A 26,393-nucleotide genomic window follows, 5' to 3' on the forward strand; every position below is an offset into this window, starting at 1 on the left:
ATGACGCCCAAAGACGAAGAAAGCAGCGGCCCCGCCCCGAACGGGCTCGCCGACCGCGTCACCGCCGCGCTGGTGGGGGCCGCCGTAGGCGACGCCCTCGGCGGCCCGGTCGAGGGCTACTCCCCCGACCAGATCGCCGAGCGGCACGGCGGCCGCGTGCGCGGCATCGTCGGCCCCTGGCACGGCGACGCCTGGCGCACCGCCCGCCCCATCGCGCCGTACCACAAGGGCGACGGCCACGTCACCGACGACACCTTGATGACGCACGCGCTCATCCGCGTCTACGACCGCGTCCGCGACCACCTCGACGCGTACGCGATCGCCGAGCACCTGGTCCCGGACCTGATGACCACCCCCCGCTGGATCCCCGAGCTTCAGGCCGAGGCCCTGCCGCTGCACCGCCTCTTCCTCGCCGAGAAGTGGCTGGTGGCCAGGCTCGCCTACGGTCACGCCGACCCCCGGGAAGCGGGCACCGGCAACATCGTCAACTGCGGCGCCGCGATGTACATGGCCCCGGTCGGCCTGGTCAACGCGGCCAACCCGGCCGCCGCGTACGCCGAGGCGCTGGACGTCGCGGGCGCGCACCAGTCGTCGTACGGCCGGGAGGCGGCCGGTGTGTTCGCCGCGGCGGTGGCCGCCGCCACCGCCCCCGGCGCGACCCCCGGCTCGGTGGTGGACGCCTGCCTGTCGCTGGCCAAGGACGGCACCCGCACGGCGATCGAGAAGGTGTGCGAAGTCGCCGCCGGGCACCGGGACTTCGAGTCGGCGCTCGGTCCGCTGCGCGCGGCGGTGGAGCCGTACGACACCGTCGGCCCGGACTACCGCGCCCCCTCCCTCGCCGCCCGCCGCCCCTCCCGGCTGCACTCCATCGAGGAACTCCCGGTCGCGCTGGGCATGCTGGTCGTCTCCGGCGGCGACTACCGGCAGGCCGTGCTCGGCTCGGTCAACTACGGCCGTGACTGCGACTCGATCGCGACGATGGCCGGCGCCCTCGCGGGCGCGCTCGGCTCGCCGGCCCCCGAGGAGTGGGCGAAGACGGTCGCCGACGCCAGCCGGCTGGACCTGTGGGCGCCGGCCCGGACGCTCACCGGGGTCACGTGCGAGATCTTCGACCGGGACGTCCGCCGCCGGCGCGCCCACGAGGAGGCGTTCAGCGCGCTCGGAGGCCGGCCGTGCTCCGACTGACCTGGGTCCAGCCGGAGGACCTGCTGGGCCACGAACTGCGCCAGGCCCGCCTGGACGGGCGCGAGCCGAAGGCGGTCGAGGCGCGCTGGCGGGCGGCGGGCGGCCCGGACGCCCCGGAGCGCGCGGGCGCGTCCCGGCACCGCGTCTCCCGCTACCTGCGCCTGCTGGCGGAGGACCTGCTGGACGAACTCGCCGATCTGCCCAGCCGCTTCGCCGACGACGAGCCGACCGACCTGGCCCGCATCAGGTCCCGCTGCCCCGACTGGCCCGCCGGGCGGTCCGCCACCGCACCGGACCCCCGCGCCCTGGAGGCCGCCTGGCTCGGGCGGGCCATCGGCTGTCTGCTCGGCAAACCGGTCGAGAAGCTCCCGCTCGACGGCATCCGCGCCCTCGCCCGGGCGACCGGGAACTGGCCCCTTTCCACCTGGTTCACCGCCCGGGGAGTCCCCGGCGACCTGCTGGCCGCCCACCCCTGGAACCGCCGCTCGGCCGCCACCTCGCTCGCCGAGAACATCGACGGCATGCCCGAGGACGACGACCTGAACTACCCCCTGCTCAACCTCCTCCTGCTCCAGCGCCACGGGAGGGCCTTCACCACCGACGACGTGGCCCGGCTCTGGCTCGAGGAACTCCCGCCCGGCCGTACCTTCACCGCCGAGCGCGTCGCCCACCGCAACCTCCTCACGGGCATCGAGCCCCCGCACACGGCCCGCCACCGCAACCCGTTCCGCGAGTGGATCGGCGCGCTGATCCGCGCCGACATGCACGGCTGGAGCAACCCGGGCGACCCGGCCGCCGCCGCGGAACAGGCCCACCGCGACGCGGTCCTCACCCACACCGCGAACGGCGTCTACGCGGCGATGTTCACGGCCGCCGCCATCGCCACGGCCGCCACCGGCACGCACGACGTCCACGCCTGTCTGCGCACCGGCCGCGCGGTGGTCCCGGCCCGCTCCCGCCTGGCGAAGGCGATCGACCACGCCGTCCGGCTGGCCGGCGCCACGGACGACTTCGACGACGTCGTGGACGAACTCCACGCCGTCTACGGCCCCACCCACCACTGGGTCCACGCCGTCCCCAACACCGCCCTGACCGTCGCCGCCCTCACCCACGCCGGCGGCGACTTCACCGGCTCCGTCTGCCGTGCCGTGTCGGGTGGCTGGGACACCGATTCCAACGGCGCCACCGCCGGGAGCATCGCCGGCCTGCTCGCCGGCTCCCCCGGCGCGCTCCCCGACCGCTGGCGGGCCCCGCTGAAGAACCGGCTCGCCACGACCGTCGCGGACTTCGACGGCACCGGCTTCGACGCCCTCGCCCACCTCACCCACCTAGAGGCGACCCGACCATGACCCACATCGCCGTCCTCGGCAGCACGAACATGGACCTCGTCACCTACGTCGCCAAGGCCCCGCAGCGCGGGGAGACCGTGACGGGACGGGAGTTCCGTACGATCCCCGGCGGCAAGGGCGCCAACCAGGCGATCGCCGCGGCCCGCGCCGGCGCCACCGTCTCGATGATCGGCGCGGTCGGCAACGACGCCTTCGGCGCGCGGCTGCGCGACACCCTCGAACACTCCGGCGTGGACACCGACTTCCTGCGCACGGTCGAGGGGCCGTCCGGCACCGCGCACATCGTGGTGGACGACGAGGGCGGCAACGCGATCGTCGTCGTCCCCGGCGCGAACGGCACGGTCGACCACCTCTGCCCCGGCGACGAGGGGGTGATCGCGACCGCCGACGCCCTGCTGCTGCAACTGGAGATCCCGCCGGCGGCGGTCGTCGCGGGCGCCGAGGCGGCCCGCCGGCACGGCGTCCGCACGGTGCTCACCCCGTCCCCGGTCCAGCCGCTGCCGCCCGGACTCCTGGCGGCGATCGACCTGTTGGTGCCGAACGAGTACGAGGCGGTCACCCTCACCGGCCGCACCGACCCGCGCGAGGCGGCGGCCGCCCTGCTGGACCTGGTGCCCGAGGTCGTGGTCACCCTGGGCGCCACGGGCTGCCTGTACCTGGCCCGGGGCGCCGAACCGCTCGTCGTCCCCGCGCCCCCCGTGCGGGCGGTGGACTCCACGGGCGCGGGCGACACGTTCGTCGGCGCGTTCGCGGTGGCCCGCGCCGAGGAGAAGCCGGTACGGGAGGCCCTGTCCTGGGCGGCGGCAGCGGCGGCGATCTCCGTCCAGCGGGAAGGCGCGTCGGCGTCGATGCCCTACCGCCCGGAGATCGAGGCCCAGTACAGCGCATGAACACGACGAACACGACACACACGACGGCCGGGACGGCCGAGACGGCCCCGTCGGCACGGACGTCCCCGGCCCTGGACGGGCTGCGGGTGCTGGACCTCGCGACCCTCTTCGCCGGGCCGATGGCGGCGACGCTGCTCGGTGACTACGGCGCCGAGGTGATCAAGGTGGAGCATCCCCGGCGGCCCGACCCGTCCCGGGGCCACGGCCCGGCCAAGGACGGCGTCGGCCTGTGGTGGAAGGTGCTCGGCCGCAACAAGCGGGCCATCACCCTGGACCTGTCCACACCCGGCGGCCGGGCCACCCTGCTGCGGCTGGCCGCCACCGCCGACGTGGTGATCGAGAACTTCCGCCCCGGAACCCTGGAGAAATGGGGCCTCGGCTGGCCGGAGTTGTCCGCGGCCAACCCCCGGCTGGTCCTGGCCCGGGTGACCGCGTTCGGCCAGTTCGGCCCCTACGCACACCGCCCCGGCTTCGGCACCCTCGCCGAGGCGATGAGCGGCTTCGCCGCGGTCACCGGCGAACCGGACGCGCCCCCGACGCTGCCGCCCTTCGGTCTCGCCGACTCGATCGCCGGCCTGGCGACCGCCTTCGCCGTGCTGACGGCGCTGGCCGCCCGCGAGCGCACCGGCACGGGACAGACGGTCGACATGGCGATCATCGAACCGATCCTGTCGGTGCTCGGCCCCCACGCCACCTGGTACGACCAGCTCGGCTACGTCCAGGAGCGCACCGGCAACCGGTCCGCGAACAACGCCCCGCGCAACACCTACCGCACCGCCGACGGCACCTGGGTCGCCGTCTCCACCTCCGCCCAGTCGGTCGCCGAGCGGGTGCTCCGGCTGGTGGGCCGGCCGGAGCTGATCGAGGAGCCGTGGTTCGCCACCGGCGCGGACCGGGCCGCCCACGCCGATGTGCTGGACGAGGCGGTCGGCTCCTGGATCGCCGGCCGCACCCGGGCCGAGGTGCTCGCGGCCTTCGAGAAGGCGGAGGCCGCGGTGGCCCCGGTGCAGGACGTCCGGGACGTCCTCGTGGACCCCCAGTACCGGGCCCTGGACACGGTCACCACCGTCGACGACCCGGAACTGGGCCCGCTGCGCATGCAGAACGTCCTCTTCCGGCTCTCCGCCACGCCCGGCGCGATCCGCTGGGCCGGCCGCCCGCACGGCGCCGACACCGACGCCGTGCTCGCCGAACTCGGCCTCACCCCGGCCGCCGTCGCGGCGCTGCGCGCGGAGGGCGCCCTGTGACCCCCTTCCCGCTCACCTGGCTCTACGTCCCCGGCGACCGCCCGCACGTGGTGGCCAAGGCCCTGGTGGCGGGCGCCGACGTGGTGGTGGTCGACCTGGAGGACGCGGTCGCCCCGGACCGCAAGGAGTACGCCCGCGCGGCCACCGCGGAACTCCTGGCGGAGTCCCAGCCGGTCCCGGTGCACGTGCGCGTCAACGCCCTGGACAGCGTCTGGGCCGCCGACGACCTCCGCGCCCTGGCCGGTCTGCCGGGCCTGTCCGGCGTGCGGCTGCCGAAGGTGACGGCCCCGGGCGAGGTACGGCAGGTCGCCGTGGCCACACCGGTCCCGCTCCACGCGCTCCTGGAGTCGGCCCTCGGCATCGAGCACGCCTACGCCATCGCCACCGCCCACCCCGCCCTGCGGGGCATCGCCCTGGGCGAGGCCGACCTCCGCGCCGACCTCGGGGTGCGGGCCGACGCGGGCCTGGACTGGCCGCGCTCACGGGTGATCCTCGCCGCCCGTGCGGCGGGCCTGCCCCCGCCGTCCCAGACCGTCTACCCGGACATCCGTGACCTCGACGGCCTGGCCGCCTCCTGCGCCCACGGCCGGGCTCTCGGGTTCCTGGGCCGCTCCGCGATCCACCCCCGCCAGCTGCCGGTGATCGAGCGGGCCTACCTGCCCACGCAGGCCGAGATCGAACACGCGGAGACGGTCCTCAAAGCGGCCTCGGCCAACGAGGGCGCCCAGGCCCTGCCCGACGGGCGCTTCATCGACGCGGCGGTGGTGGCGATGGCACGGCGGACGCTGTCGCTGGCCGCCCGGCACTGACCCTCCGCACACGCCGAGGGCGCCCGGAAGACCTCCGGGCGCCCTCGGCGTCGTACCACGAACGGTTCAGCTCTTCTCGGCCGGCGCCGCCTTCTCCTCGCCCTCCGCGTCGGCATCGGCATCGGCATCGGCGCCTGTCTCGGCGTCGGTGCCGGCCTCCGCGTCCTGGACGGCCGCCGTGTCCGTGACCGGGCCGTCGGAGACCCCCGGCTCGACCACGGCTTCGCGTCCCGGCCGCTTCTTCGACGACACCACGATGTACGTCACCGCCAGCAGGAAGACCAGCAGCGCGGTCCAGTCGTTCAGGCGGAGGCCCAGGATGTGGTGGGCGTCGTCCACCCGCATGTACTCGATCCAGCCCCGGCCCACGCAGTACGCGGCGACGTACAGGGCGAACGCGCGGCCGTGCCCCAGCCTGAAGCGGCGGTCCGCCCAGATGACCAGCAGACCCACGCCGACGCACCACAGGGACTCGTAGAGGAACGTCGGGTGGTAGTACCCCGGCACCCGGCCGCCCTCGGAGGAGGTGATGTGCAGCGCCCAGGGCAGATGGGTCTCGCGGCCATACAGCTCCTGGTTGAACCAGTTGCCCCAGCGGCCGATGGCCTGCGCGAACGCGATGCCGGGCGCGACGGCGTCGGCGTACGCGGGCATCGGGACGCCCCGGCGCCGCGCGCCGATCCACGCGCCGAGCGCGCCGAGTGCGATGGCGCCCCAGATGCCCAGGCCGCCCTCCCACACCTTGAAGGCGTCCACCCAGTCACGGCCGTCGCTGAAGTACAGCTCGTAGTCCGTGATCACGTGGTAGAGCCGGCCGCCGACCAGGCCGAACGGCACGGCCCAGACGGCGATGTCGGCGACCGTGCCGGACTGCCCGCCGCGGGCGATCCAGCGCTTGTTGCCGAACCAGACGGCGATGAAGACGCCGATGATGATGCAGAAGGCGTAGCCGCGCAGCGGGACGGGGCCGAGGTACAGCACCCCGTGCGACGGGCTGGGGATCGAGGCAAGGTTCATGGCGTTCATGGCAGGTCCGACGCTACCGTGCCGGGCCGTGGGGACGGCAAGCGGACCGGCTACGGGTCCATAACGGGGGCGTGAGAAACGCTTACCGTCGGTCGGCCTCCTCCACCAGTTGCCTGAGCTTGGCCGGGGTCATCGTCTGGTCCTGGTAGATGTTCTTGCCGCCGAGCAGCACCGTGGGCGTACCGCTGAAGCCGCCGGACCCGAACGCCTGGTTGGACCTTTCCACCCAGCTGTCGTGCGTGCCGTCCTTGACGCAGGCGCGGAAGGCGGGCGTGTCCAGGCCCTTGACCTTGCCGGCCAGCTCGATCAGCTTGTCGTTGCCCGCGAAGGCGTCGTCGGTCTCCTTCGGCTGGTTCGCGTACAGCACGTCGTGGTAGTCGCGGAACTTCCCGGCGTCCTGGGCGCAGGCCGCGGCGTTGGCGGCGCGCAGCGAGCCGGTGCCGCCGAGGTTGCCGTCGATCAGCCGGACGAGGTGGTAATCGATCCTGAGCTTGCCGGCGTCGGCCAGCTCGTGGAGGGTCGGCCGGTACGCCGCCTCGAAGGCCTGGCAGGCCGGGCAGCGGAAGTCCTCCCAGACGGTGAGCGTCGACCTGGCGCCGTCCTTGCCGACCGGGATCGCGAGGCCGTCCTTGCCCTGCGCCCCCGACGGTGCGACGGCCGGGCCCGCGCTGCCGCCCTTGTGCTTGCCGGCGTTCGCGGCGACCACGCCGATCACCGCCGCCAGTCCCAGGATGCAGACGACGCTCGCGCCCACGATCAGCGTGCGCCGTCGCTTCTCCCCGGCCTTCTGCTTCTCGCGCTCGACCGCCAGCCGTTCCCGGGCGGTGCGCTTTCCGTCACGGTTCTTCTCGCTCACACCCCCAGAACGAACCGGGGAGGCGCAGCGCGCCTCCCCGGCCCGAGGTCCACCCGTTCGAGTGACCGGATCATCCGGTTCGGGACGTTCGCCGCCGGTCACTCCCGTCCGTCACGCCTGTCCGCGCACGCCTTTCGCCAGCTCACCGGCCAGCTCACGGACCGCCGCGAGGCCGGAGGCGTGGTCGGGGGCGTCCAGCATCCGCTTGACGAACGCCGAGCCGACGATCACGCCGTCGGCGAAGCCGGCGACCTCGGCGGCCTGGGCCCGGTTGGAGACGCCGAGACCGACGCAGACGGGCAGCCCGGTGCCGGTGGCGCGGGTGCGCCGGACCAGGTCCTGGGCCTGGGTGCCGACGGACTCGCGGGTGCCGGTGACGCCCATCAGGGAGGCCGCGTAGACGAAGCCGCTGCCCGCCGCGGTGATCTGGGCGAGCCGCTCGTCCTTGCTGCTCGGCGCCACCACGAAGACCGTGGCGAGGCCGTGCTTCTCGGCGTGCTCCCGCCACGGCGCCGACTCCTGCACGGGCAGGTCGGGCAGGATGCAGCCCGCGCCGCCCGCCTCGGCCAGCTCGGCGGTGAACCGCTCCACGCCGTAGCGGTCGATGGGGTTCCAGTACGTCATGACGAGCACCGGCTTCCCGGTGGCCTCGTGGGCCTCCCGGACGGTGCGCATGACGTCGGCGATCCGCACCCCGCCCCGCAGGGCGATGTCGTCGGCGGTCTGGATGACCGGGCCGTCGAGCACCGGGTCGCTGTGCGGCAGCCCGACCTCGACGACGTCGGCGCCGCCGTCGAAGACGGCCTTGATCGCCTCGATGCCGCCGTCCACGGTGGGGAAGCCGGCCGGGAGGTAGGCGATGAGCGCGGAGCGGCCCTCGGCCCTGGCGGCGGCGAGGGTGTCGTTCAGCAGCTGTGCGTTCCCGCTCACTTGGCGTCCCCCTCGATCTCGGCGGTGTCGGCTTGGTCGGCGGCCACCTCGGCGTCGGTGTCGTAGAGGCCGAAGTACCGGGCGGCGGTGTCCATGTCCTTGTCGCCGCGGCCGGACAGGTTGACGACGATCAGGCCGTCCTTGCCCAGCTCCTTGCCGACCTCCAGGGCGCCGGCCAGCGCATGGGCGCTCTCGATGGCCGGGATGATGCCCTCGGTGCGCGACAGCAGGTGCAGGGCCTGCATGGCGGCGTCGTCGGTGACCGCGCGGTACTCGCCGCGGCCGGAGTCCTTCAGGTAGGAGTGCTCCGGGCCGATGCCCGGGTAGTCCAGTCCGGCCGAGATGGAGTACGGCTCGGTGATCTGGCCCTCGTCGTCCTGGAGGACGTAGGAGCGGGAGCCGTGCAGGATGCCGGGCTCGCCGGCGGTGAGGGTGGCCGCGTGCTCGCCGGTCTCGATGCCGTGGCCGGCCGGCTCGCAGCCGATGAGGCGGACGCCCTCGTCGGGGATGAAGGCGTGGAAGAGGCCGATGGCGTTGGAGCCGCCGCCGACACAGGCGACGGCCGCGTCGGGGAGACGGCCGGCGCGCTCCAGGAGCTGGCGCCGTGCCTCCACGCCGATCACCCGGTGGAAGTCGCGGACCATGGCGGGGAACGGGTGCGGTCCGGCGACCGTGCCGAAGAGGTAGTGGGTGTGGTCGACGTTGGCGACCCAGTCGCGGAACGCCTCGTTGATGGCGTCCTTGAGGGTGCGGCTGCCGGACTTCACGGCGACGACCTCGGCGCCGAGCATGCGCATGCGGGCGACGTTGAGGGCCTGGCGCTTGGTGTCGACCTCGCCCATGTAGATGGTGCAGTCGAGGCCGAACAGCGCGCAGGCGGTGGCCGTGGCGACACCGTGCTGGCCTGCGCCGGTCTCGGCGATGACCCGGGTCTTGCCCATGCGCTTGGTGAGCAGGGCCTGGCCGAGCACGTTGTTGATCTTGTGGGAGCCGGTGTGGTTGAGGTCCTCGCGCTTGAGGAACACACGGGCGCCACCGGCGTGTTCGGCGAAGCGGGGCACCTCGGTGAGCGCCGACGGGCGGCCGGTGTAGTGGGCGAGCAGGTCGTCGAGCTCACGGGCGAACTCGGGGTCGTGCTTGGCCTTGTCGTACTCGACGGCGACCTCGTCCACGGCGGCGACGAGGGCCTCCGGGATGAACTTGCCGCCGAACGCGCCGAAGTAGCCCTCGGCGCTGGGCACCTGGCCGGCGGGGTCAGGGATGAAGAACTCGCTGGGCATGCGGAAACCTCACGGTGAGTGTTCTGTGGAAAACGATTCGCCGTGGGGGCGGAGCTTGTCGGACGACCTCAGGCCGTGGGCGGCTGGTCGCGTACACGCGGCGGTAGCCGCACGTCAGACAGGAGTCCCGCGCCCCTGGGGGGCGCGCTGCCATCGGCGTCCGTTGACCTGCCCGGGTTCGTCGCCGATGACGTACCGGACGCGACGGCCGTGCACGCGGCGCGCGGGAGCGCGGCAGCCACGCGGACGGCAGCCGCGCGCCAGGCGCGCGTGCCGGTCCACGGTCGTCACGGTGGGATTCATCGCCGCCAAGCCTAGCGTGATCAGCCGCGCCCGTGCCGCAGTGCCGGGTGCTCGCCGGCCGCCACCAGGTCGGCGACCGCCGCCTTCGGGTCGCGGCCGGTCACCAGGGACTCGCCGACCAGCACCGCGTCGGCGCCGGCGTTGGCGTACGCGATCAGGTCGTGCGGGCCGCGGACGCCGGACTCGGCGACCTTCACGAGGGTGTCCGGGATCTCCGGGGCGACCCGCTCGAACGTGCCGCGGTCCACCTCCAGCGTCTTCAGGTTGCGCGCGTTGACGCCGATGACCTTGGCGCCCGCGTCCACCGCCCGCTCGACCTCGTCCTCGTCGTGCACCTCGACGAGGGGGGTCAGGCCGATGGACTCCGCCCGCTCGATCAGCGACTCCAGGGCCGGCTGGTCCAGGGCGGCCACGATCAGCAGCGCGAGGTCGGCGCCGTACGCCCGGGCCTCCCAGAGCTGGTACGACGTGACGATGAAGTCCTTGCGCAGGACGGGGATGTCGACCCGCGCGCGCACCGCCTCCAGGTCGGCGAGCGAGCCGCCGAAGCGGCGCTGCTCGGTGAGGACGGAGATGACGGCCGCGCCGCCCGCCTCGTAGTCGGCGGCGAGTCCGGCGGGGTCGGCGATGGCGGCCAGCGCGCCCTTGGAGGGGCTGGAGCGCTTCACCTCGCAGATCACCTTGACGCCGTCGCCCTTGAGCGCGGCCACCCCGTCCTTGGCGGCGTGGGCCTTGGCCGCGCGCTCCTTGAGCTCGTCGAGGGTGACGCGTGCCTGCCGCTCCGCGAGGTCGGCACGGACTCCGTCGATGATCTCGTCGAGCACACTCACGCGAGCGGCCCCCTTCCAGACGGTGGTTCCTTCAGGGTCTGAAAACCCGTGGTCAAACCGATGGTATCCGCAGGAGCGCCGAGGCCCCGCATCCGGTCGCGGCCGGTCCCACTACCTGGACATTCGTAGTTGATCAAGGATGGAGCCAGCCACCGAACGGCAGGTTCCGGACGACGGTGAACACCAGCAGCAGCACCCCGGCCGCCCACAGCGGTGCCGGTCCGGACTCGATCCGCAACGGCCTGCCGCGTGCCGCGCGGACCACCCAGACGGTCCACAGCACGGCGAAGCCCAGGTAGGCGGCGACGGCCGGCGCGTTGTCGCGCAGGGCGGTGAGGAGGTCACCGTGCACGAAGGCGTGCGCGCTGCGCAGCCCGCCGCAGCCGGGGCAGTACAGACCGGTGAGCCGGTACAGGGGGCAGACGGGGTAGTGGCCGGGTTCACCCGGATCGACGGCACCGACATAGGCGAAGGCCCCGCCGACGGCCGTGAGCAGCCCCGCGGGGACCGCGAGCCTCCGCCGGAGGGGGGCGGGCCGCGGCACCGGGCGGCCAAGGGCGTTCGCCGCGGCGTTCACCGGGGCATCCACAGGGGCGTCCACGGCGGCATTCTCCCCCGCCGCCGGCCGGCGTGCCCGCTCGCGGACCGCGGCACCGCCCCCTCACGCGCGAAGGGCGGCCGGCACCCGGTGCCGGCCGCCCTCGCGGAAGTTACCGGGGCTCAGCTCTCCGCGGCGGCCGGCTCGCGCGTGGCGGCGGGCGCGGTGTGCGGCAGCGTACGGGACTCCTTCGGCTGCCCCAGACCCATGGCGCGCATGATGCCGCCGACCACACCGCCGAGGAGCGTGAGGGCGATGCCGGCCCAGAAGCCGACGGGCTGGGCCATCACCATGAAGGCGCCCGCGACGCAGAAACCGATGAAGGCGATGATGACACCGGTCCAGGCGGCCGGGGTGTGACCGTGGCTGCTGCCCGCCATGACTTGCTCCTCGTTGCTGTGTACGTGTCGTACTGTCCGAGCCGGACGCTCACGTTCATTGTCCCGTACGCGCACGCGTGCCCGACGCGGGGGTGGCGTCTGGTTCACCACACTCGGGGCGTGCCCTCCGGATCCGGACTCCGGGTGCGCCCCGCGGATTCAGGCGCCCGTCGGGTCCTCGCCCCGGTCCAGCGCCTTCCAGATCTCCTCGGGCCGCTCTGGGTCGACCGGCCGGGCCGTGCGCCGCGGGCGGTCGGTGCCGCGCTCGTAGCGGCCGGACATGGCGGGCCACAGATGGCCGTAGCGCAGGGCGAGCAGGCCGGCGAGCAGGAGCAGCACTCCGCCGGCGGCCGCGACGTAGGGCCAGCCGGTGTGGCTGAGGGCGTGGACCGTGGCGGAGGTGTCGCCGCTCGCCTTGGCGGCCTGCTCGTCCAGCGCGGAGCCGTCGGAGGCGGACACGAGGGCCGCGACGGCGATCCCGGCGCCGGAGAGCGCGAGCAGCCCGGAGACGAGGAACCGGCCGGCCCTGCGGACGGCGAAGACGGCGACGAGCGCGGCGAGGCCCACTATGGCGAGGGCCGCGGGGACGCCCGTGACGTCGCTGCCCTTGGCGGTCAGCGGGAACGCGCCGCCGGCCACCGTCGCGGTGCCCTCCGCCCAGCGCTGCCGGGTCGCGAGCAGCGCCACGGCCGCGCCGAGCGCACCGCACAGGAGGGCCACGGCGAGGCTCCGCCGGCCGGACCGGGCGGACGCGTCGGCTTGGGAACGGGGGTCAGGTACGGCAGTCACGTACTCCACTATCGCCTGAACCCCGGGTGAGCCGTCACCCGGGGTTCGTATGAGAAGCGTCCTACGCGCGAGCCGGAGCGCCCTGCTCGCCCAGCCGGTTGGCGGTGTGCACCGCCCGCAGCACCGCCGCCGCCTTGTTGCGGCACTCCTGGTCCTCCGCGACCGGGTCGGAGTCGGCGACGATGCCGGCGCCGGCCTGGACGTAGGCCGTGCCGTCGCGGAGCAGGGCCGTGCGGATGGCGATCGCGGTGTCGGAGTCGCCGGCGAAGTCCAGGTAGCCGACGCAGCCGCCGTACAGGCCGCGCCGGGACGGCTCCAGTTCGTCGATGATCTGCATCGCCCGGGGCTTGGGGGCGCCGGAGAGGGTGCCGGCCGGGAAGCAGGCGGTGAGCACGTCGAAGGCCGTGCGGCCGGAGGCGACCCTGCCGGTGACGGTCGAGACGATGTGCATCACGTGCGAGTAGCGCTCGACGGACATGAAGTCGACCACCTCGACGGAACCGGGCTCGCAGACCCGGCCGAGGTCGTTGCGGCCGAGGTCGACCAGCATCAGGTGCTCGGCGCGCTCCTTGGGGTCGGCGAGGAGTTCCTCGGCGAGGGCCTGGTCCTCCTGCGGGGTGGCCCCGCGGTGCCGGGTGCCGGCGATGGGGTGGACCATCGCGTGTCCGTCCTCGACCTTCACCAGCGCCTCCGGGGAGGAGCCGACGACGTCGAAGCCGTCGAAGCGGAACAGGTACATGTACGGCGAGGGGTTGGTGGTCCGCAGCACCCGGTAGACGTCCAGGGCGGTGGCCGTGCACGGGGTCTCGAAGCGCTGGGAGGGCACGACCTGGAAGGCCTCGCCCGCGCGGATGCGCTCCTTGACGTCCTCGACGGCCCGCTGGAAGTCGGGGCCGCCCCAGCGGGCGGTGTACTCGGGCAGCTCGGAGGGCGGCAGGTGGGCCGGGGGCTGGGCGACCGGGCGGGAGAGGTCGGCCTCCATGGCGTCGAGGCGGGCGACGGCGTCCGCGTACGCCTCGTCGACGCCGGTGTCGAGGTCGTTGTGGTTGATCGCGTTGGCGATCAGCAGGACCGAGCCCTCCCAGTGGTCCATCACCGCGAGGTCGCTGGTCAGCAGCATGGTCAGCTCGGGCAGCCGCAGGTCGTCGCGCTCGCCGGGGCCGATCTTCTCCAGCCGGCGGACGATGTCGTAGCCCAGGTAGCCGACCATGCCGCCGGTGAAGGGCGGCAGGCCCTCCTGGTGCGGGGTGTGCAGGGCCTGGAGGGTGGCCCGCAGGGCCGCGAGGGGGTCGCCGTCGGTGGGGACGCCGACGGGCGGGGTGCCGAGCCAGTGGGCCTGCCCGTCCCGCGCGGTGAGCGTGGCGGCGCTGCGGACGCCGACGAAGGAGTAACGGGACCAGGAACGGCCGTTCTCCGCCGACTCCAGCAGGAAGGTGCCGGGACGCTCGGCGGCGAGCTTGCGGTACAGCGCGACCGGGGTGTCGCCGTCGGCGAGCAGCTTGCGCGTGACCGGGATGACACGCCGGTCGGTGGCCAGCTTGCGGAAGGTCTCCAGTTCCATGGCCGCTGACCTTACTGACCGGATCCGGGGGCGGCGGAACCGGCGTCCTTCAGGAGCACGTCCGCGTCGAAGCAGGTGCGGGCGCCGGTGTGGCAGGCGGCGCCGACCTGGTCGACCTTGACCAGCAGGGTGTCGGCGTCGCAGTCCAGCGCGACCGACTTCACCCACTGGACGTGCCCGGAGGTGTCGCCCTTGACCCAGTACTCCCGGCGGCTGCGCGACCAGTAGGTGCAGCGGCCGGTGGTCAGCGTCCGGTGCAGGGCCTCGTCGTCCATCCAGCCGAGCATGAGCACCTCGCCGGTGTCGTACTGCTGGGCGATGGCGGGGACGAGCCCGTCGGCGCTGCGCTTGAGCCGCGCGGCGATCTCCGGGTCGAGGCTGCTGGGCGGGAGGGCACCGGTCGCACTGGTCATGGGTCATATTGTGCCGCCCGGGACCGGCGGCGGGACACGGCCGTCCATGGAGTGGTCACGGCGGCGCGGGGCGCTCCCACGGGTGGGCGGACCTGGTACGTGGCCGTAGGCTGACAGCATGTCGACCTTCGCCAAGCGTGAACGGCTTCTCCTCGCCGACCTCTTGGAAACCGTCGGGCCGGACGCCGAGACCCTCTGCGAGGGCTGGCGGGCCCGGGACCTGGCCGCGCACGTGATCGTGCGCGAGCGCCGACCGGACGCGGCGGGGGGCGCGCTGATCAAGCAGCTCGCGCCGCGTCTGGAGAAGGTGATGGGCGAGTACACGGCGAAGCCGTACGAGGAGCTGATCCAGCTCATCCGTACCGGCCCGCCGCGCTTCTCACCCTTCCAGCTCAAGCAGGTCGACGAGGCGGCCAACATCGTGGAGTTCTACGTCCACACGGAGGACGTCCGCCGCGCCCAGCCGGAGTGGAGCCCGCGCGAGCTGGACCCGGTCTTCCAGGACGCGCTGTGGTCCCGCCTGGAACGCGCCGCGCGGCTGATGGGCCGGGGTGTGCCGACGGGTCTGGTGCTGCGCCGCCCGAACGGCCAGACGGTGGTGGCGCACCGGGGCACCCCGGTGGTCACGGTGACCGGTGAGCCGGCGGAGCTGCTGATGTTCGCGCTCGGCCGGCAGGGCGCGGCCAAGGTGGAGCTGGACGGTGACGCGGAGGCGATCACCGCGCTGCACGAGAGCAGGCGGCTGGACGGCTGAGGGGACCGGCCCGTGATCAAGGTGGCGATGACCGGCGTGTACGTGGACGACGTGGCGGCGGCGCACGCCTTCTACACCGAGGTCCTCGGCTTCGAGACCCGCACGCACATGGACCTCGGCGACGGCACGCTGTTCGTGACGGTCGGGGCGCGGGAGGGGGCCCAGCCGGATCTCCAGCTGCTGCTGGAGCCCGGCCAGGGCCCGATCGCGGAGCCGTACCGCAGGGCGCTGTACGAGGCGGGACTGCCGTGCATCGTCTTCTCCGTGGACGACCTGGGTGCGGAGTACGAGCGGCTGCGCGGCCTCGGTGTCCGGTTCACGCACCCGCCGCAGGAGCAGGGGCCGGTGATCGCGGCGGTGTTCGACGACACGGTGGGCAATCTGGTGCAGCTGGTCCAGCCCGGACGGTGAGGGCCGGTCAGCCGGGGAGTTCGGCGCGGCGCAGGGCCGGTACGGCGAGGGCGACGACCCCGCCGAGCCCGCAGACGGCCGCGCTGGCGGTGAACACCGGGCCGGGGCCCCAGACCCCGATCGCGGCGGCGGCGAACGGCATGCTCAGCGGGGTCAGGCCGAGGCTGACCAGGCTGGAGACGGAGGTGACCCGGCCGAGGTAGGCGGGGTCGGACTGGGTCTGGAGCAGGGCGCCGCACATCGCGCCGCTGAGCCCGGTGAGCAGGCCGACCAGCACGGCCGTGGCGACGGCGGCGACGAGGCCCGGCACGTAGGCGAGGGCGCCGATGGCCACGCAGCCCGCGATGATGGCGAACCCGGCGACCAGCCCGGCGCGCGGCAGCCGCCCCCGGACGGCCAGCAGCAGCGACGCGGCCCCCGCGCCGACCCCGAACCCGGCGAGCACCCAGCCCATGCCCGCCGCCCCCCAGCCGCGCCGGTCGGCGAGCAGGGTCAGCCCGACGTTCAGCGGTCCGACGAAGCCGAGGTCGCCGAGGGCGATGGCGGCCATCAGCGGCGCGAGCACCCGGTGCCGCCGGATGTAGCGCAGCCCGGCCCTCAGGTCGCTCCAGGCGGTTCCCGCCGGGCCGGGCGTGCCGTCCTGCGGCAGCTTCCGTACCCGGACCGACACCAGCAGCGGGAGTGACACGGCGATGAGCAGCCCGGCGACGGCGAACGCGGCCGGGGCTCCGCCGGCGGCCACGGCGAGTCCGCCGAGCGGGGCGCCCACGACGCTCGCGCAGCGGATCGCGAGGCCGCGCATGCCCTGGACCCGGGCGAGCTGGTCCTTCTCGGTGAGACGGGGCGGCAGGGCGCCCACGGCGGGCAGGAACACGGCGTCGACGGTGCCGAAGACCAGCGCCAGCAGGGCGAGCGGCCACAGGCCGGGGCGGGTGAGGAACAGCAGGGCGGCCACGGCGAGGACGGCGGCACAGCGCACGGCGTCACTGCCGATGACGACCCGGCGCGGTCCGAACCGGTCGGCGACCACTCCCCCGCCGAGCATGAGCACGGCCCTGGGCAGCGCGCTGGCCGACATCACGAGTCCGGCCTGCGCGGGGCTCCCGGCCTGGACGGCGGCCCAGGACAGGGCGAGGTAGTAGACGCTGTCGCCGAGCATGGAGGAGGTGTAGGCGCCGAGCCACCGCAGCACGTTGGGGTCGCGGTGGGCCCGCGCGGCGGCGGGCGGTACGAGCGGGGCGGTCGCGGCAGGGCTGGTCACGAGGGCTGTCCTCTCAGACGTCAGACGCGGAACGGGAAGCCGTACACGTGCAGCGCGACATGCTCACGGCCCTCGGTGTCGCCCGCGGCCTCGCGGGCCCGCCCCTGCTCGTCGTACCGCTTGATCACGTCGGTCAGGTCCTTCTTCAGCTCGGCCAGTTCGCCGGCGGTGAGCCGGAGCAGGGCCTCCGAGTCGTGGGCCGCGGTGTTCCAGCCGGGCCCCCAGTGGGCGCGCTCGTCGAGGTACCTGCGGTACATCCCGGCGCGCTGCTCCAGGAACATCCGCGAGGCCGCCAGGTGCGCCGCCGCCTTCTCGGGGGCGTCCCGGAAGTCCTCGTCGCGGATGGTGACGCCGTCGGACGCCGGCTGCCACCAGCGCTCGCGCGCGTCCGCGCTGCGCGGCTCGGCCTCCTCGACGAGACCGTGCTCGGCCAGCTTGCGCAGGTGGTAGCTGACGAGGGAGACGGCCTCGTCCACCTGCTCGGCCAGCTGTGAGGCGGTGGCGGCCTCCGCGACGAACAGCAGGCGGTACAGCCTCATGCGCAGCGGATGGGCGAGCGCCTTGAGCGTCCCGATGTCCGTGATCCGGCGGTTCTCCTCGCGTGCCATGACGGGAACCCTAGATGCGCAAGGAAAGTTGCGCAAGATAGATTGCGCAATTTCCCTTGCGTATCTTGCGAAGAAAGGGGCCCCGGCCATCCGGCCGGGGCCCTGCGGAGCGGCGGCTACCTCACCGGGTGCCCCGCCCCCCGCAACGTCTCCTTGACCTGGCCGATCCTCAGGTCCCCGAAGTGGAAGACCGAGGCCGCCAGGACCGCGTCCGCGCCCGCGTCGACGGCGGGAGGAAAGTCGGCGAGCTTGCCGGCGCCGCCGGAGGCGATCACCGGGACGGTCACGTGCTTGCGCACCGCCGCGATCATCTCCAGGTCGTAGCCGTCCTTCGTGCCGTCCGCGTCCATGGAGTTCAGCAGGATCTCCCCCGCGCCCAGCTCGGCCGCCCGGTGCGCCCACTCCACCGCGTCGATGCCGGTGCCGCGCCGGCCGCCGTGGGTGGTGACCTCGAAGGTGCCCCCGGGGGTGCGGCGCGCGTCCACCGAGAGGACCAGCACCTGCCGGCCGAACCGCTCGGCGATCTCGCGGATCAGGTCGGGGCGCGCGATGGCCGCCGTGTTGACGCCCACCTTGTCGGCGCCGGCCCGCAGCAGCCTGTCCACGTCCTGTGCCGTGCGGACGCCGCCGCCCACGGTCAGCGGGATGAACACCTGCTCGGCGGTGCGGCGGACCACGTCGTACGTCGTCTCCCGGTTGCCGGAGGACGCGGTGATGTCCAGGAACGTCAGCTCGTCGGCGCCCTCGGCGTCGTACACCTTGGCCATCTCGACGGGGTCGCCGGCGTCGCGCAGGTTCTGGAAGTTGACGCCCTTGACGACCCGGCCGTTGTCCACGTCCAGGCAGGGGATGACTCGGACCGCCAGGGTCATGAATCCACGGCTCCTTAAAGGCCTTCAGCCTCTGAATGCTTCTAGTTCCACTTCGACCAGGATGCGCGGGTCGACGAAGCCCTCGACGACCAGCAGGGTCGAGACCGGGCGGACGGCGTCGAACAGCTCCTGGTGGGCCCGCCCGACGGCGTCGACGTCCCGGGCATGGGTCAGGTACATCCGCGTACGGATCACGGACTCGGCGCCGAGCCCGAACTCGCCGATCGCCTCCAGGGCGCTGGTGAAGGCCACCTTGGCCTGTTCGTACGGGTCGCCCTCCCCGTACAGCACGGTGCCCTTGAAGGACGTCGTGCCGCCCACCAGCACCCGCTCACCCGCCGCGACGGCGCGCGCGAATCCGAAACTCTCTTCCCAGGGACTTCCGCTCTGCACGCGCCGCACGGCTCCGCTCATGACGACACAGCCTCCAAGGCCTCTTCCAGGGTGAACGCCTTCGCGTACAGCGCCTTCCCTACGATGGCGCCCTCGACACCGAGGGGTACCAGTTCGGCGAGGGCACGGAGGTCGTCCAGGGACGACACGCCGCCGGAGGCCACGACCGGGCGGTCCGTGGCGGCGCACACGTTCTTCAGCAGCTCCAGGTTGGGGCCCTGGAGGGTGCCGTCCTTGGCGATGTCGGTGACGACGTAGCGGGCGCAGCCCTCCTTGTCGAGGCGCTCCAGCGTCTCGTAGAGGTCGCCGCCGTCGCGGGTCCAGCCCCGGCCGCGCAGCGTGGTGCCGCGCACGTCGAGGCCGACGGCGATCTTGTCGCCGTGCTCGGCGATCACCCGGGCGACCCACTCGGGGGTCTCCAGGGCGGCCGTGCCGAGGTTCACCCGGGTGCAGCCGGTGGCGAGGGCGGCGGCGAGGGTGTCGTCGTCGCGGATGCCGCCGGACAGCTCCACCTTGATGTCCATGGCCCCCGCGACCTCGGCGATCAGCGCGCGGTTGTCGCCGGTGCCGAACGCGGCGTCCAGGTCGACCAGGTGCAGCCACTCGGCGCCGGACCGCTGCCAGGCGAGGGCGGCCTCCAGCGGGGAGCCGTAGGAGGTCTCGGTCCCGGACTCGCCGTGCACGAGGCGGACGGCCTGGCCGTCGCGGACGTCGACGGCGGGGAGGAGTTCGAGCTTGGCCATGGTCTACAGGGTTCCGATCCAGTTGGTGAGGAGCTGGGCGCCGGCGTCGCCGGACTTCTCGGGGTGGAACTGGGTGGCCCACAGGGCGCCGTTCTCCACGGCGGCCACGAACGGCTTGCCGTGCGTCGACCAGGTGACCTTGGGGGCCTCGATCACCGGGTTGTGGCTCTCCAGGGCCCAGTCGTGGACGGCGTAGGAGTGCACGAAGTAGAACCGCGCGTCGGCGTCCAGGCCGGCGAACAGCCGCGAGTCGGCCGGGGCGTCCACGGTGTTCCAGCCCATGTGGGGCACGACGTCGGCCTGGAGCGGCGCGACCGTGCCGGGCCACTCGTCCAGGCCCTCGGCCTCCACGCCGTGCTCGATGCCGCGCGCGAAGAGGATCTGCATGCCCACGCAGATGCCCATGACCGGGCGCCCGCCGGACAGCCGGCGGTCCACGACCCAGTCGCCCCGGGCGGCGCGCAGGCCCCGCATGCAGGCGGCGAAGGCGCCGACGCCGGGCACGAGCAGGCCGTCGGCGTTCATCGCCTTGTCGAAGTCACGCGTGATCTCGACGTCGGCGCCCACGCGCGCGAGGGCCCGCTCGGCGGAGCGGACGTTGCCGAAGCCGTAGTCGAAGACGACGACCTTCTTGGCCGTGGACGTGGTGCTCAATTCCACACCTCCAGCCGCATGACGCCCGCCACCAGGCACAGGCCCGCGCCGATCGACAGCAGCACGATCAGGCTGGTGGGCATCTTCTGCTTGACGAAGGAGACGATGCCGCCGACCAGGAAGAGGCCGACGACGATCAGGAGGGTCGACAGACCGGTCATGGGTTACAGCGCGCCCTTCGTCGACGGGAGGATGCCGGCCGCGCGCGGGTCGCGCTCGGAGGCGTAACGCAGCGCCCGGGCCAGCGCCTTGAACTGGCACTCCACGATGTGGTGCGCGTTGCGCCCGTACGGCACGTGCACGTGCAGCGCGATCTGCGCCTGCGCGACGAAGGACTCCAGGATGTGCCGGGTCATCGTCGTGTCGTACTCGCCGATCATCGGCGCCATGTTCTCGGGCTCGGTGTGCACGAGGTACGGGCGGCCGGACAGGTCGACGGTGACCTGGGCGAGGGACTCGTCCAGCGGGACCGTGCAGTTGCCGAAGCGGTAGATGCCCACCTTGTCGCCGAGCGCCTGCCGGAAGGCGGCGCCGAGCGCGAGGGCGGTGTCCTCGATGGTGTGGTGGGAGTCGATGTGCAGGTCACCGTCGGTCTTGACGGTCAGGTCGAACAGACCGTGCCGGCCGAGCTGGTCGAGCATGTGGTCGTAGAAGCCGACGCCGGTGGCGATGTCGGTCCGGCCGGTGCCGTCGAGGTCTATCTCGACCAGCACCGACGTCTCCTTGGTGGTGCGCTCCACGCGTCCTGTGCGGCTCATGAACCCTGCTCCTTCTTCAACTCACGGACCGCGTCGAGGAACGCGTCGTTCTCCTCCGGGGTGCCTGCGGACACCCGCAGCCATCCCGGCACTCCGTTGTCCCGGACCAGGACGCCCCGGTCGAGGATCCTCCGCCACGCCTCGTGGGCGCTGGCGAACCGGCCGAACTGCACGAAGTTCGCGTCGGACTCGGTCACCTCGTAGCCGATCGCGCGCAGCTCGGCGACCAGCCGGTCCCGCTCCGCCTTGAGCTGCTCGACGTACCCGAGCAGTGTGTCGGTGTGCTCCAGCGCGGCCAGGGCGGTGGCCTGGGTGATCGCCGACAGGTGGTACGGCAGCCGGACCAGCTGGACGGCGTCCACGACCGCCGGGTGCGCGGCCAGGTAGCCCAGGCGCAGGCCGGCCGCGCCGAACGCCTTGGACATCGTCCGGGAGATCACCAGGTGCGGGCGGCCCGCCAGCAGCGGCAGCAGCGAGTCGCCGTGGCTGAACTCGACGTACGCCTCGTCCACGACCACCATCGACGGCTTGGCCGCCTGGGCCGCCTCGTACAGCGCGAGGACCGTCTCCGGGGGGACCGCGTTGCCGGTGGGGTTGTTGGGGGTGGTGATGAAGACGACGTCCGGCTCGCTCTCGGCGATGACCCGCCGGGCGGCGGCGAGGTCGATCGTGAAGTCCTCGCCGCGCGGACCGGAGATCCAGCCGGTGCCGGTCCCGCGCGCGATGAGCGCGTGCATCGAGTACGACGGCTCGAAGCCGATCGCCGTGCGGCCCGGTCCGCCGAAGGTCTGCAGCAGCTGCTGGATGACCTCGTTGGAGCCGTTGGCGGCCCACACGTTCTCGACGCCGAGGGGGTGCTTGCCGGTCCTGCTGAGGTACTTGGCCAGCTCGGTGCGCAGCTGGACGGCGTCCCGGTCGGGGTAGCGGTTCAGGCCGCGGGCGGCCTCCCGCACCCGCTCCGCGATCCGCTCGACCAGCGGCTCGGGCAGCGGGTAGGGGTTCTCGTTGGTGTTCAGCCGTACGGGGACGTCCAGCTGGGGGGCGCCGTAGGGGGACTTGCCCCGCAGCTCGTCCCGTACGGGGAGATCGTCGATCCGCACGTCGCTCACTTGCTCTCGGGTACCTTCCAGCCGAACCTCGCCTTGACCGCCGCGCCGTGCGCCGGCAGGTCCTCCGCCTCCGCCAGCGTCACCACGTGGTGGGCGACCTCGGCGAGCGCGTCCCTGGTGTAGTCCACGATGTGGATGCCGCGCAGGAAGGACTGCACGGACAGGCCCGAGGAGTGGCAGGCGCAGCCGCCGGTGGGCAGGACGTGGTTGGACCCGGCCGCGTAGTCGCCGAGCGAGACGGGGGCCCAGGGTCCGATGAAGACCGCGCCGGCGTTGCGGACCCGGTCGGCCACCGCCGCGGCGTCGGCGGTCTGGATCTCCAGGTGCTCGGCGCCGTAGGCGTCGACGACCCGCAGGCCCTCGTCGACGCCGTCGACCAGCACGATGGCGGACTGCCTGCCCTTGAGCGCGGGCACGATCCGGTCCTCGACGTGCTTGGTGGCCGCGACCTGCGGCTCCAGTTCCTTCTCGACCGCGTCCGCCAGCTCGACGGAGTCGGTGACCAGGACGGCCGCCGCCAGCGGGTCGTGCTCGGCCTGGCTGATCAGGTCGGAGGCGACGTGCACCGGGTCGGCGCCGGCGTCCGCGAGGATCGCGATCTCGGTCGGGCCGGCCTCGGCGTCGATGCCGATCTTGCCGGTGAAGTAGCGCTTGGCGGCGGCGACCCAGATGTTGCCGGGCCCGGTGACCATGTCGGCGGGCGGGCAGGACTCGGTGCCGTAGGCGAACATCGCCACGGCGGTGGCGCCGCCGGCCGCGTAGACCTCGTCCACGCCGAGCAGGGCGCAGGCGGCGAGGATCGTCGGGTGCGGCAGGCCGCCGAACTCGGCCTGGGCCGGTGAGGCGAGCGCGATGGACTCGACGCCGGCCTCCTGGGCGGGCACCACGTTCATCACCACGGAGGACGGGTAGACCGAGCGGCCGCCGGGCGCGTACAGCCCGACGCGCTCGACCGGAACCCATTTCTCCGTCACCGAGCCGCCGGGCACGACCTGCGTGGTGTGGGTCGTACGGCGCTGCGCGCGGTGGACCAGCCGGGCGCGGCGGATGGACTCCTCCAGGGCGGCGCGCACGGCCGGGTCGAGAGCGGCGAGCGCGTCGGTGAGGGCCTGGGCCGGGACACGGACGGTTTCCAGCCGCACTCCGTCGAACTTCTCGGCGAAGTCGATCAGCGCCGCGTCGCCGCGATGATGCACGGCCTCGCAGATCGGGCGCACCTTCTCCAGGGCGGCCTGAACGTCGAAGTCGGCTCGGGGCAGCAGGTCGCGCAGGGCGGGGCCCTCGGGAAGGGCGTCGCCGCGCAGATCGATTCGGGAAATCACAGTCCCAATTCTCTCAGACCGCCGTCGGGAGCCGTCCGCGCGTATCAATGGCTGATACAGACCGTGGACCAATGACTGGTACAGAGGGTGGCCGGAACCCGGAAGATCACCTTCACGGGTGGTGTCCCGCCGGTCACAGAGGGCATGAACGGCTGTACGAAATCAAGCGAACCGGAAGATACGAAATCCAGCGAACCGGAAGAGGAGAGAAGAGGGGAACGGTGACCGAGGGAGCCGGCATCCGCACGGGGGACCTGCCGGACGACCTGACCGCGACCGAGGCGGGCATGTGGCAGGCCTTCCGCAACGGCAGCGTGTACGACCTGAGCAGCGGCGACTTCGCGGTGGACGATCCGCACGGCGGGCATCCGTGGGGCCCGGAGCGGACCGTGCGGGCCCGGATCGTCTGCTGGCTGCTCCTCGACGGCCCGCCGGCGCTCGCCGGCCGGGTGCCCGCGCTGAAGCTCGTGGGCGTGCGCGTCACCGGCCCGCTGGACCTGGCGGGCGGCCAGGTCACCCCGTACGTGGAGCTGCGCGGCTGCCGCTTCGACGAGGAGATCCGGCTGCCGGAGGCCCGGTTCACGACCCTGCGCCTGGTGGACTGCGCGGTGCCGCGGCTGGAGGCCGCCCGCGTGCACACCGAGGGTGACCTGCACCTGCCGCGCTGCCGGTTCCAGAACGGGGTGCGGCTGACAGACGCGCACATCGGCACCGATCTGCTGCTCAACCAGGCGGTCGCGTACCGGGACCGCGGCGGGCGGTCGATCGCGGCCGACGGCCTGACCGTCGGCCAGGACCTCCAGGCGGAGATGCTGGAGTCGCACGGCGAGTTCAGCCTGCGCGGCGCCCAGATCGGCGTCTCGCTCAGCCTGCGCGGCGCCAGGCTCGCCAACCCCTACGCCCGGTTCGCCCTGAACGCCCCCCAGCTGACGGTCGAACGGACCCTGTACCTGACCCCGGCCGGCGTGGGCAACCCGCTGCTGAGCGGCACCACACCCGCGCGCGGGACGCGCATCCAGCGGTTCGAGTCCCGGGGCGGGGTGCGCCTGGACGACGGGCGGTTCGGGGACGCCGTCGACCTGGAGCGGGCCCGGTTCGCCCTCACCGACGACCAGGAGCTGTCGCTGCGCCGGGTGCAGACGCCGGAGCTGCGCTTCCTCGGGGACAAGCCGGAGCGCGGCAAGGTGGTGCTGTCCGGCGCGCGGGTCGTGAACCTGGTGGACCGGGCGAGCAGCTGGCCGGACGCGGGCAGTCTGCACATGGGCGGGTTCACCTACGAGAGCCTGGTGCCGCAGGGTCCGTTCCCGCTGGCCCAGCGCCTGGACTGGGTGGCGGCGGCCACCGCCGAGTACGCCCCGGAGCCGTACGAGCGGCTGGCGGCGGTGCTGCGCGCGGCCGGGGAGGACGAGGACGCGCGCGAGGTGCTGCTCGCCAAGCAGCGCCGGCGGCGCGAGACGCTGCCGCTGGCCGGAAAGTGCTGGGGCTTCCTCCAGGACTGGACGGTCGCCTACGGCTACCGTCCGGGACGGGCGGCGGTGTGGATGGCGGTGCTGTGGGCGGCGGGCACGCTCGCCTTCACCCGGGCGGGCCCCCCGCCGGTCAGCTCCGGCGGCCATCCGGTCTGGAGCCCGGCGCTGTTCACGCTGGACCTGCTGCTGCCGGTGATCGACCTGGGCCAGGCCGGCCAGTGGCAGCTGCGCGGTGGCTGGCAGTGGCTGGCGGCGGCGCTGATCCTGATCGGCTGGGTCCTGGCGACGACGGTGGCGGCGGGCGCGACCCGGCTGCTGCGGCGCAGCTGACGGAAACCGGCGCGAGGGCGGCGCCGTTCATCGACGGCGGACGGAATCCGCCCCGCACGCACACACCTCACACAAAACGTACAATCACCCTTTACCGTCCCTTGACTTGCGGCCGTACAACTTTCCCAGACTTGCCCAGGCCCTCTGGCGCCGCCCCGACCTGCGGACTTTCAATGGTCGAACCATGGCTCTGCTGCCCTCGTTCATCCGCCCCACCCGGATGACCAAACGCTCCGCCCGCCCGGCCGGCCACCCGCCGGCCGGGGACGAGACCGTCCTCGACGCGCCCGACGACCGCCTCTCGCCCGCGCTGGTCGCGGCCGGCCGGGGCGAGTACGCCGCCGCGGCCGGCCTGCTTGCCGCCACCCGCACCACGGCCGAGTGGGAGAACCGGGACCGGTACGTACGGCGCCTGGCCGCCTTCGCCCGCTCACGCCCCGAGTGGTACGAGCAGTGGCGCGCCGCCGCCCCGGACGACCCCGGTGTCCTGCTGCTCGGGGCCCAGCTGGCGGTGGACCGGGCCTGGCCCTCGCCCGCCCGGGCCGAGCTGCTGCGCGAGGTGAGCCCGCTCATCACCGCCGCCGCCCGCGCCGACGACCGCGACCCGGTGCCCTGGCGGATCGCGCTCGACCACGCGCGCGGCTCGCGGGCCGGGCACCGCTACTTCGAGGAGCTGTGGGAGGCGGCCGTCCGGCGCGCCCCGCACCACTACGGCTGCCACGTGGCCGCCCTGCGCTACCTGGCCGCCTTCTGCTGCGCCCAGTGGGGCGACACGCCCCACACCCCTCATGGCTCGCACGGTGCGTGCTTCGACTTCGCCGAACGGGCCGCGCAGGACGCCCCGGCCGACTCGCTCGTCCAGGCGCTGCCCGCCCGCGCGGCCCTCGGCTGCCTGACCGACGGCTGCGGCCCCGACGTGCCGCGCGCCCGGCTGGACGCGGCGGCCGACCGCGCCATCGAGCTGTCCGGGCGCTTCCCGGCGGCCGACCCGTGGCCCGCCGAGGTCCGCAACAAACTGCTGTACGTCCTGCTGCGGCTGGACCGCCGGGAGGACGCCCTCACCCAGCTGCGCCTGATCGGCCCGTACGCCACCTCCTTCCCCTGGGACCGGCTCTCGGACGACCCGCTCGGCCACTTCCTGCGCGTGCGCGAACACCTGGAGACGGCGGGCCCGCGGCCCGTCCCGGCCCGGCTGCTGACGGCGTCCCGGGACCCCCTCGACGGGCACGGCGGACACGTTCGCGCCGCCGACCACTAGGCTGG

Annotated in this window: 29 protein-coding genes; 9 read left to right on the top strand and 20 right to left on the bottom strand. The window is 73.6% G+C overall.

Translation table 11 applies throughout. From position 1 onward, the window contains the following. Genes AB0947_RS18515 through AB0947_RS18535 form a run of 5 tightly spaced genes read left to right on the top strand, consistent with a single transcriptional unit; the run spans nucleotide 1 to nucleotide 5,480 of the window. Entirely contained in the window at nucleotides 1–1,185 is a 1,185-nt protein-coding gene (locus tag AB0947_RS18515) for an ADP-ribosylglycohydrolase family protein (RefSeq protein ID WP_366751384.1), read from the top strand. Further along, nucleotides 1,173–2,534 (top strand): ADP-ribosylglycohydrolase family protein, encoded by a 1,362-nt coding sequence (locus AB0947_RS18520; protein ID WP_366751385.1) that lies wholly within the window; start codon nucleotides 1,173–1,175, stop codon nucleotides 2,532–2,534. The genes AB0947_RS18515 and AB0947_RS18520 overlap by 13 nt, the downstream gene beginning before the upstream one ends. Further along, the gene (gene rbsK / locus AB0947_RS18525; RefSeq protein WP_366751386.1) at nucleotides 2,531–3,424 is read left to right on the top strand and encodes a ribokinase; all 894 of its coding nucleotides are present in this window, start codon (nucleotides 2,531–2,533) and stop codon (nucleotides 3,422–3,424) included. The genes AB0947_RS18520 and rbsK overlap by 4 nt, the downstream gene beginning before the upstream one ends. Next, nucleotides 3,421–4,671 carry a CoA transferase gene (locus AB0947_RS18530; RefSeq protein ID WP_366751387.1) on the top strand — a complete coding sequence of 417 codons (1,251 nt, stop codon included), beginning with the start codon at nucleotides 3,421–3,423 and terminating at the stop codon, nucleotides 4,669–4,671. The genes rbsK and AB0947_RS18530 overlap by 4 nt, the downstream gene beginning before the upstream one ends. Further along, nucleotides 4,668–5,480 carry a CoA ester lyase gene (locus AB0947_RS18535; protein ID WP_366751388.1) on the top strand — a complete coding sequence of 271 codons (813 nt, stop codon included), beginning with the start codon at nucleotides 4,668–4,670 and terminating at the stop codon, nucleotides 5,478–5,480. Before AB0947_RS18530 ends, AB0947_RS18535 begins: the two co-directional genes overlap by 4 nt. 66 nt (nucleotides 5,481–5,546) lie before the next feature. Here the strand turns inward: AB0947_RS18535 and lgt are convergent, their stop codons facing one another. The 10 genes from lgt to hisI form a co-directional block, all read right to left on the bottom strand. Continuing rightward, complete coding sequence (gene lgt / locus AB0947_RS18540) at nucleotides 5,547–6,497, bottom strand: prolipoprotein diacylglyceryl transferase (RefSeq protein ID WP_366751389.1); 951 nt, start codon at nucleotides 6,495–6,497, stop codon at nucleotides 5,547–5,549. A gap of 91 nt (nucleotides 6,498–6,588) precedes the next feature. Further along, a complete protein-coding gene (locus AB0947_RS18545) occupies nucleotides 6,589–7,362 on the bottom strand; it encodes a thioredoxin domain-containing protein (RefSeq protein WP_366751390.1) in 774 nt (257 codons plus the stop codon). 111 nt (nucleotides 7,363–7,473) lie between these two features. After that, nucleotides 7,474–8,292 carry a tryptophan synthase subunit alpha gene (gene trpA, locus AB0947_RS18550; RefSeq protein ID WP_366751391.1) on the bottom strand — a complete coding sequence of 273 codons (819 nt, stop codon included), beginning with the start codon at nucleotides 8,290–8,292 and terminating at the stop codon, nucleotides 7,474–7,476. Next, a complete protein-coding gene (gene trpB / locus AB0947_RS18555; RefSeq protein ID WP_366751392.1) occupies nucleotides 8,289–9,572 on the bottom strand; it encodes a tryptophan synthase subunit beta in 1,284 nt (427 codons plus the stop codon). The genes trpA and trpB overlap by 4 nt, the downstream gene beginning before the upstream one ends. 323 nt (nucleotides 9,573–9,895) lie before the next feature. Continuing rightward, nucleotides 9,896–10,705 (bottom strand): indole-3-glycerol phosphate synthase TrpC, encoded by an 810-nt coding sequence (gene trpC / locus AB0947_RS18560; protein WP_171157252.1) that lies wholly within the window; start codon nucleotides 10,703–10,705, stop codon nucleotides 9,896–9,898. Nucleotides 10,706–10,838: 133 nt separating this feature from the next. After that, the gene (locus AB0947_RS18565) at nucleotides 10,839–11,282 is read right to left on the bottom strand and encodes a DUF2752 domain-containing protein (RefSeq protein ID WP_366751502.1); all 444 of its coding nucleotides are present in this window, start codon (nucleotides 11,280–11,282) and stop codon (nucleotides 10,839–10,841) included. Between the two features lie 143 nt (nucleotides 11,283–11,425). Next, entirely contained in the window at nucleotides 11,426–11,683 is a 258-nt protein-coding gene (locus AB0947_RS18570; RefSeq protein ID WP_366751393.1) for an HGxxPAAW family protein, read from the bottom strand. Between the two features lie 159 nt (nucleotides 11,684–11,842). Beyond that, nucleotides 11,843–12,481 (bottom strand): TIGR02234 family membrane protein, encoded by a 639-nt coding sequence (locus tag AB0947_RS18575; RefSeq protein ID WP_366751394.1) that lies wholly within the window; start codon nucleotides 12,479–12,481, stop codon nucleotides 11,843–11,845. A 52-nt stretch (nucleotides 12,482–12,533) separates the two neighbouring features. After that, a complete protein-coding gene (locus AB0947_RS18580; protein WP_366751395.1) occupies nucleotides 12,534–14,033 on the bottom strand; it encodes an anthranilate synthase component I in 1,500 nt (499 codons plus the stop codon). Nucleotides 14,034–14,044: 11 nt separating this feature from the next. After that, on the bottom strand, nucleotides 14,045–14,446 hold the full coding sequence (hisI, locus tag AB0947_RS18585; RefSeq protein ID WP_366751396.1) for a phosphoribosyl-AMP cyclohydrolase: 402 nt from the start codon (nucleotides 14,444–14,446) through the stop codon (nucleotides 14,045–14,047). Nucleotides 14,447–14,564: 118 nt separating this feature from the next. Here hisI and AB0947_RS18590 point away from each other — a divergent pair, with 118 nt between their 5' ends. Together AB0947_RS18590 and AB0947_RS18595 are read left to right on the top strand one after the other, a co-directional pair. Then, nucleotides 14,565–15,200 carry a TIGR03085 family metal-binding protein gene (locus AB0947_RS18590; protein WP_366751397.1) on the top strand — a complete coding sequence of 212 codons (636 nt, stop codon included), beginning with the start codon at nucleotides 14,565–14,567 and terminating at the stop codon, nucleotides 15,198–15,200. Between the two features lie 12 nt (nucleotides 15,201–15,212). Continuing rightward, complete coding sequence (locus AB0947_RS18595) at nucleotides 15,213–15,611, top strand: VOC family protein (RefSeq protein ID WP_366751398.1); 399 nt, start codon at nucleotides 15,213–15,215, stop codon at nucleotides 15,609–15,611. 7 nt (nucleotides 15,612–15,618) lie between these two features. On the opposite strand, the gene AB0947_RS18600 is transcribed toward AB0947_RS18595, so the two are convergent. The 10 genes from AB0947_RS18600 to hisD all read right to left on the bottom strand — a co-directional run bounded on the left by AB0947_RS18600 (nucleotide 15,619) and on the right by hisD (nucleotide 23,331). Further along, complete coding sequence (locus AB0947_RS18600) at nucleotides 15,619–16,872, bottom strand: MFS transporter (RefSeq protein ID WP_366751399.1); 1,254 nt, start codon at nucleotides 16,870–16,872, stop codon at nucleotides 15,619–15,621. Nucleotides 16,873–16,892: 20 nt separating this feature from the next. Then, nucleotides 16,893–17,480: a helix-turn-helix domain-containing protein gene (locus AB0947_RS18605; protein WP_366751400.1), complete on the bottom strand. Its 588-nt coding sequence runs from the start codon at nucleotides 17,478–17,480 to the stop codon at nucleotides 16,893–16,895. A gap of 116 nt (nucleotides 17,481–17,596) precedes the next feature. Next, the gene (gene hisF / locus AB0947_RS18610; RefSeq protein ID WP_366751401.1) at nucleotides 17,597–18,352 is read right to left on the bottom strand and encodes an imidazole glycerol phosphate synthase subunit HisF; all 756 of its coding nucleotides are present in this window, start codon (nucleotides 18,350–18,352) and stop codon (nucleotides 17,597–17,599) included. Between the two features lie 24 nt (nucleotides 18,353–18,376). Beyond that, a complete protein-coding gene (locus tag AB0947_RS18615) occupies nucleotides 18,377–18,766 on the bottom strand; it encodes a RidA family protein (protein ID WP_366751402.1) in 390 nt (129 codons plus the stop codon). Further along, the gene (gene priA / locus AB0947_RS18620) at nucleotides 18,763–19,488 is read right to left on the bottom strand and encodes a bifunctional 1-(5-phosphoribosyl)-5-((5-phosphoribosylamino)methylideneamino)imidazole-4-carboxamide isomerase/phosphoribosylanthranilate isomerase PriA (protein WP_366751403.1); all 726 of its coding nucleotides are present in this window, start codon (nucleotides 19,486–19,488) and stop codon (nucleotides 18,763–18,765) included. Before priA ends, AB0947_RS18615 begins: the two co-directional genes overlap by 4 nt. A 3-nt stretch (nucleotides 19,489–19,491) precedes the next feature. Continuing rightward, nucleotides 19,492–20,148, bottom strand: coding sequence for an imidazole glycerol phosphate synthase subunit HisH (hisH, locus tag AB0947_RS18625; RefSeq protein WP_366751404.1), 657 nt, complete (start codon nucleotides 20,146–20,148; stop codon nucleotides 19,492–19,494). Beyond that, complete coding sequence (locus AB0947_RS18630) at nucleotides 20,139–20,303, bottom strand: hypothetical protein (RefSeq protein WP_030347835.1); 165 nt, start codon at nucleotides 20,301–20,303, stop codon at nucleotides 20,139–20,141. The genes hisH and AB0947_RS18630 overlap by 10 nt, the downstream gene beginning before the upstream one ends. A 3-nt stretch (nucleotides 20,304–20,306) precedes the next feature. Then, entirely contained in the window at nucleotides 20,307–20,900 is a 594-nt protein-coding gene (gene hisB / locus AB0947_RS18635) for an imidazoleglycerol-phosphate dehydratase HisB (protein WP_171157228.1), read from the bottom strand. Next, the gene (locus tag AB0947_RS18640; RefSeq protein WP_366751405.1) at nucleotides 20,897–22,009 is read right to left on the bottom strand and encodes a histidinol-phosphate transaminase; all 1,113 of its coding nucleotides are present in this window, start codon (nucleotides 22,007–22,009) and stop codon (nucleotides 20,897–20,899) included. The genes hisB and AB0947_RS18640 overlap by 4 nt, the downstream gene beginning before the upstream one ends. Continuing rightward, nucleotides 22,006–23,331: a histidinol dehydrogenase gene (gene hisD, locus AB0947_RS18645; protein WP_366751406.1), complete on the bottom strand. Its 1,326-nt coding sequence runs from the start codon at nucleotides 23,329–23,331 to the stop codon at nucleotides 22,006–22,008. The genes AB0947_RS18640 and hisD overlap by 4 nt, the downstream gene beginning before the upstream one ends. A gap of 221 nt (nucleotides 23,332–23,552) precedes the next feature. Between hisD and AB0947_RS18650 the strand changes: the two genes are divergently transcribed. Both AB0947_RS18650 and AB0947_RS18655 read left to right on the top strand, forming a co-directional pair. Next, the gene (locus tag AB0947_RS18650; RefSeq protein ID WP_366751407.1) at nucleotides 23,553–25,130 is read left to right on the top strand and encodes an oxidoreductase; all 1,578 of its coding nucleotides are present in this window, start codon (nucleotides 23,553–23,555) and stop codon (nucleotides 25,128–25,130) included. A gap of 184 nt (nucleotides 25,131–25,314) precedes the next feature. After that, on the top strand, nucleotides 25,315–26,388 hold the full coding sequence (locus AB0947_RS18655; protein WP_366751408.1) for a hypothetical protein: 1,074 nt from the start codon (nucleotides 25,315–25,317) through the stop codon (nucleotides 26,386–26,388). Nucleotides 26,389–26,393: the final 5 nt, after the last annotated feature.

Origin of the sequence: Streptomyces sp. NPDC047841 (assembly GCF_040704085.1) — a bacterium.
Lineage (GTDB): Bacteria > Actinomycetota > Actinomycetes > Streptomycetales > Streptomycetaceae > Streptomyces > Streptomyces argyrophylli.

What these genes read in the sequence shown, in the direction of transcription:
- AB0947_RS18590 (WP_366751397.1), top strand. Translation starts at nt 14,565, where the DNA reads ATGTCGACCTTCGCCAAGCGTGAACGGCTTCTCCTCGCCGACCTCTTG.
- AB0947_RS18570 (WP_366751393.1), bottom strand. Translation starts at nt 11,683, where the DNA reads ATGGCGGGCAGCAGCCACGGTCACACCCCGGCCGCCTGGACCGGTGTC.
- hisB (WP_171157228.1), bottom strand. Translation starts at nt 20,900, where the DNA reads ATGAGCCGCACAGGACGCGTGGAGCGCACCACCAAGGAGACGTCGGTG.
- AB0947_RS18515 (WP_366751384.1), top strand. Translation starts at nt 1, where the DNA reads ATGACGCCCAAAGACGAAGAAAGCAGCGGCCCCGCCCCGAACGGGCTC.
- hisI (WP_366751396.1), bottom strand. Translation starts at nt 14,446, where the DNA reads ATGACCAGTGCGACCGGTGCCCTCCCGCCCAGCAGCCTCGACCCGGAG.
- AB0947_RS18655 (WP_366751408.1), top strand. Translation starts at nt 25,315, where the DNA reads ATGGCTCTGCTGCCCTCGTTCATCCGCCCCACCCGGATGACCAAACGC.
- AB0947_RS18630 (WP_030347835.1), bottom strand. Translation starts at nt 20,303, where the DNA reads ATGACCGGTCTGTCGACCCTCCTGATCGTCGTCGGCCTCTTCCTGGTC.
- AB0947_RS18580 (WP_366751395.1), bottom strand. Translation starts at nt 14,033, where the DNA reads ATGGAACTGGAGACCTTCCGCAAGCTGGCCACCGACCGGCGTGTCATC.
- AB0947_RS18530 (WP_366751387.1), top strand. Translation starts at nt 3,421, where the DNA reads ATGAACACGACGAACACGACACACACGACGGCCGGGACGGCCGAGACG.
- priA (WP_366751403.1), bottom strand. Translation starts at nt 19,488, where the DNA reads ATGGCCAAGCTCGAACTCCTCCCCGCCGTCGACGTCCGCGACGGCCAG.
- lgt (WP_366751389.1), bottom strand. Translation starts at nt 6,497, where the DNA reads ATGAACCTTGCCTCGATCCCCAGCCCGTCGCACGGGGTGCTGTACCTC.
- AB0947_RS18615 (WP_366751402.1), bottom strand. Translation starts at nt 18,766, where the DNA reads ATGAGCGGAGCCGTGCGGCGCGTGCAGAGCGGAAGTCCCTGGGAAGAG.
- rbsK (WP_366751386.1), top strand. Translation starts at nt 2,531, where the DNA reads ATGACCCACATCGCCGTCCTCGGCAGCACGAACATGGACCTCGTCACC.
- trpB (WP_366751392.1), bottom strand. Translation starts at nt 9,572, where the DNA reads ATGCCCAGCGAGTTCTTCATCCCTGACCCCGCCGGCCAGGTGCCCAGC.
- hisF (WP_366751401.1), bottom strand. Translation starts at nt 18,352, where the DNA reads ATGACCCTGGCGGTCCGAGTCATCCCCTGCCTGGACGTGGACAACGGC.
- AB0947_RS18605 (WP_366751400.1), bottom strand. Translation starts at nt 17,480, where the DNA reads ATGGCACGCGAGGAGAACCGCCGGATCACGGACATCGGGACGCTCAAG.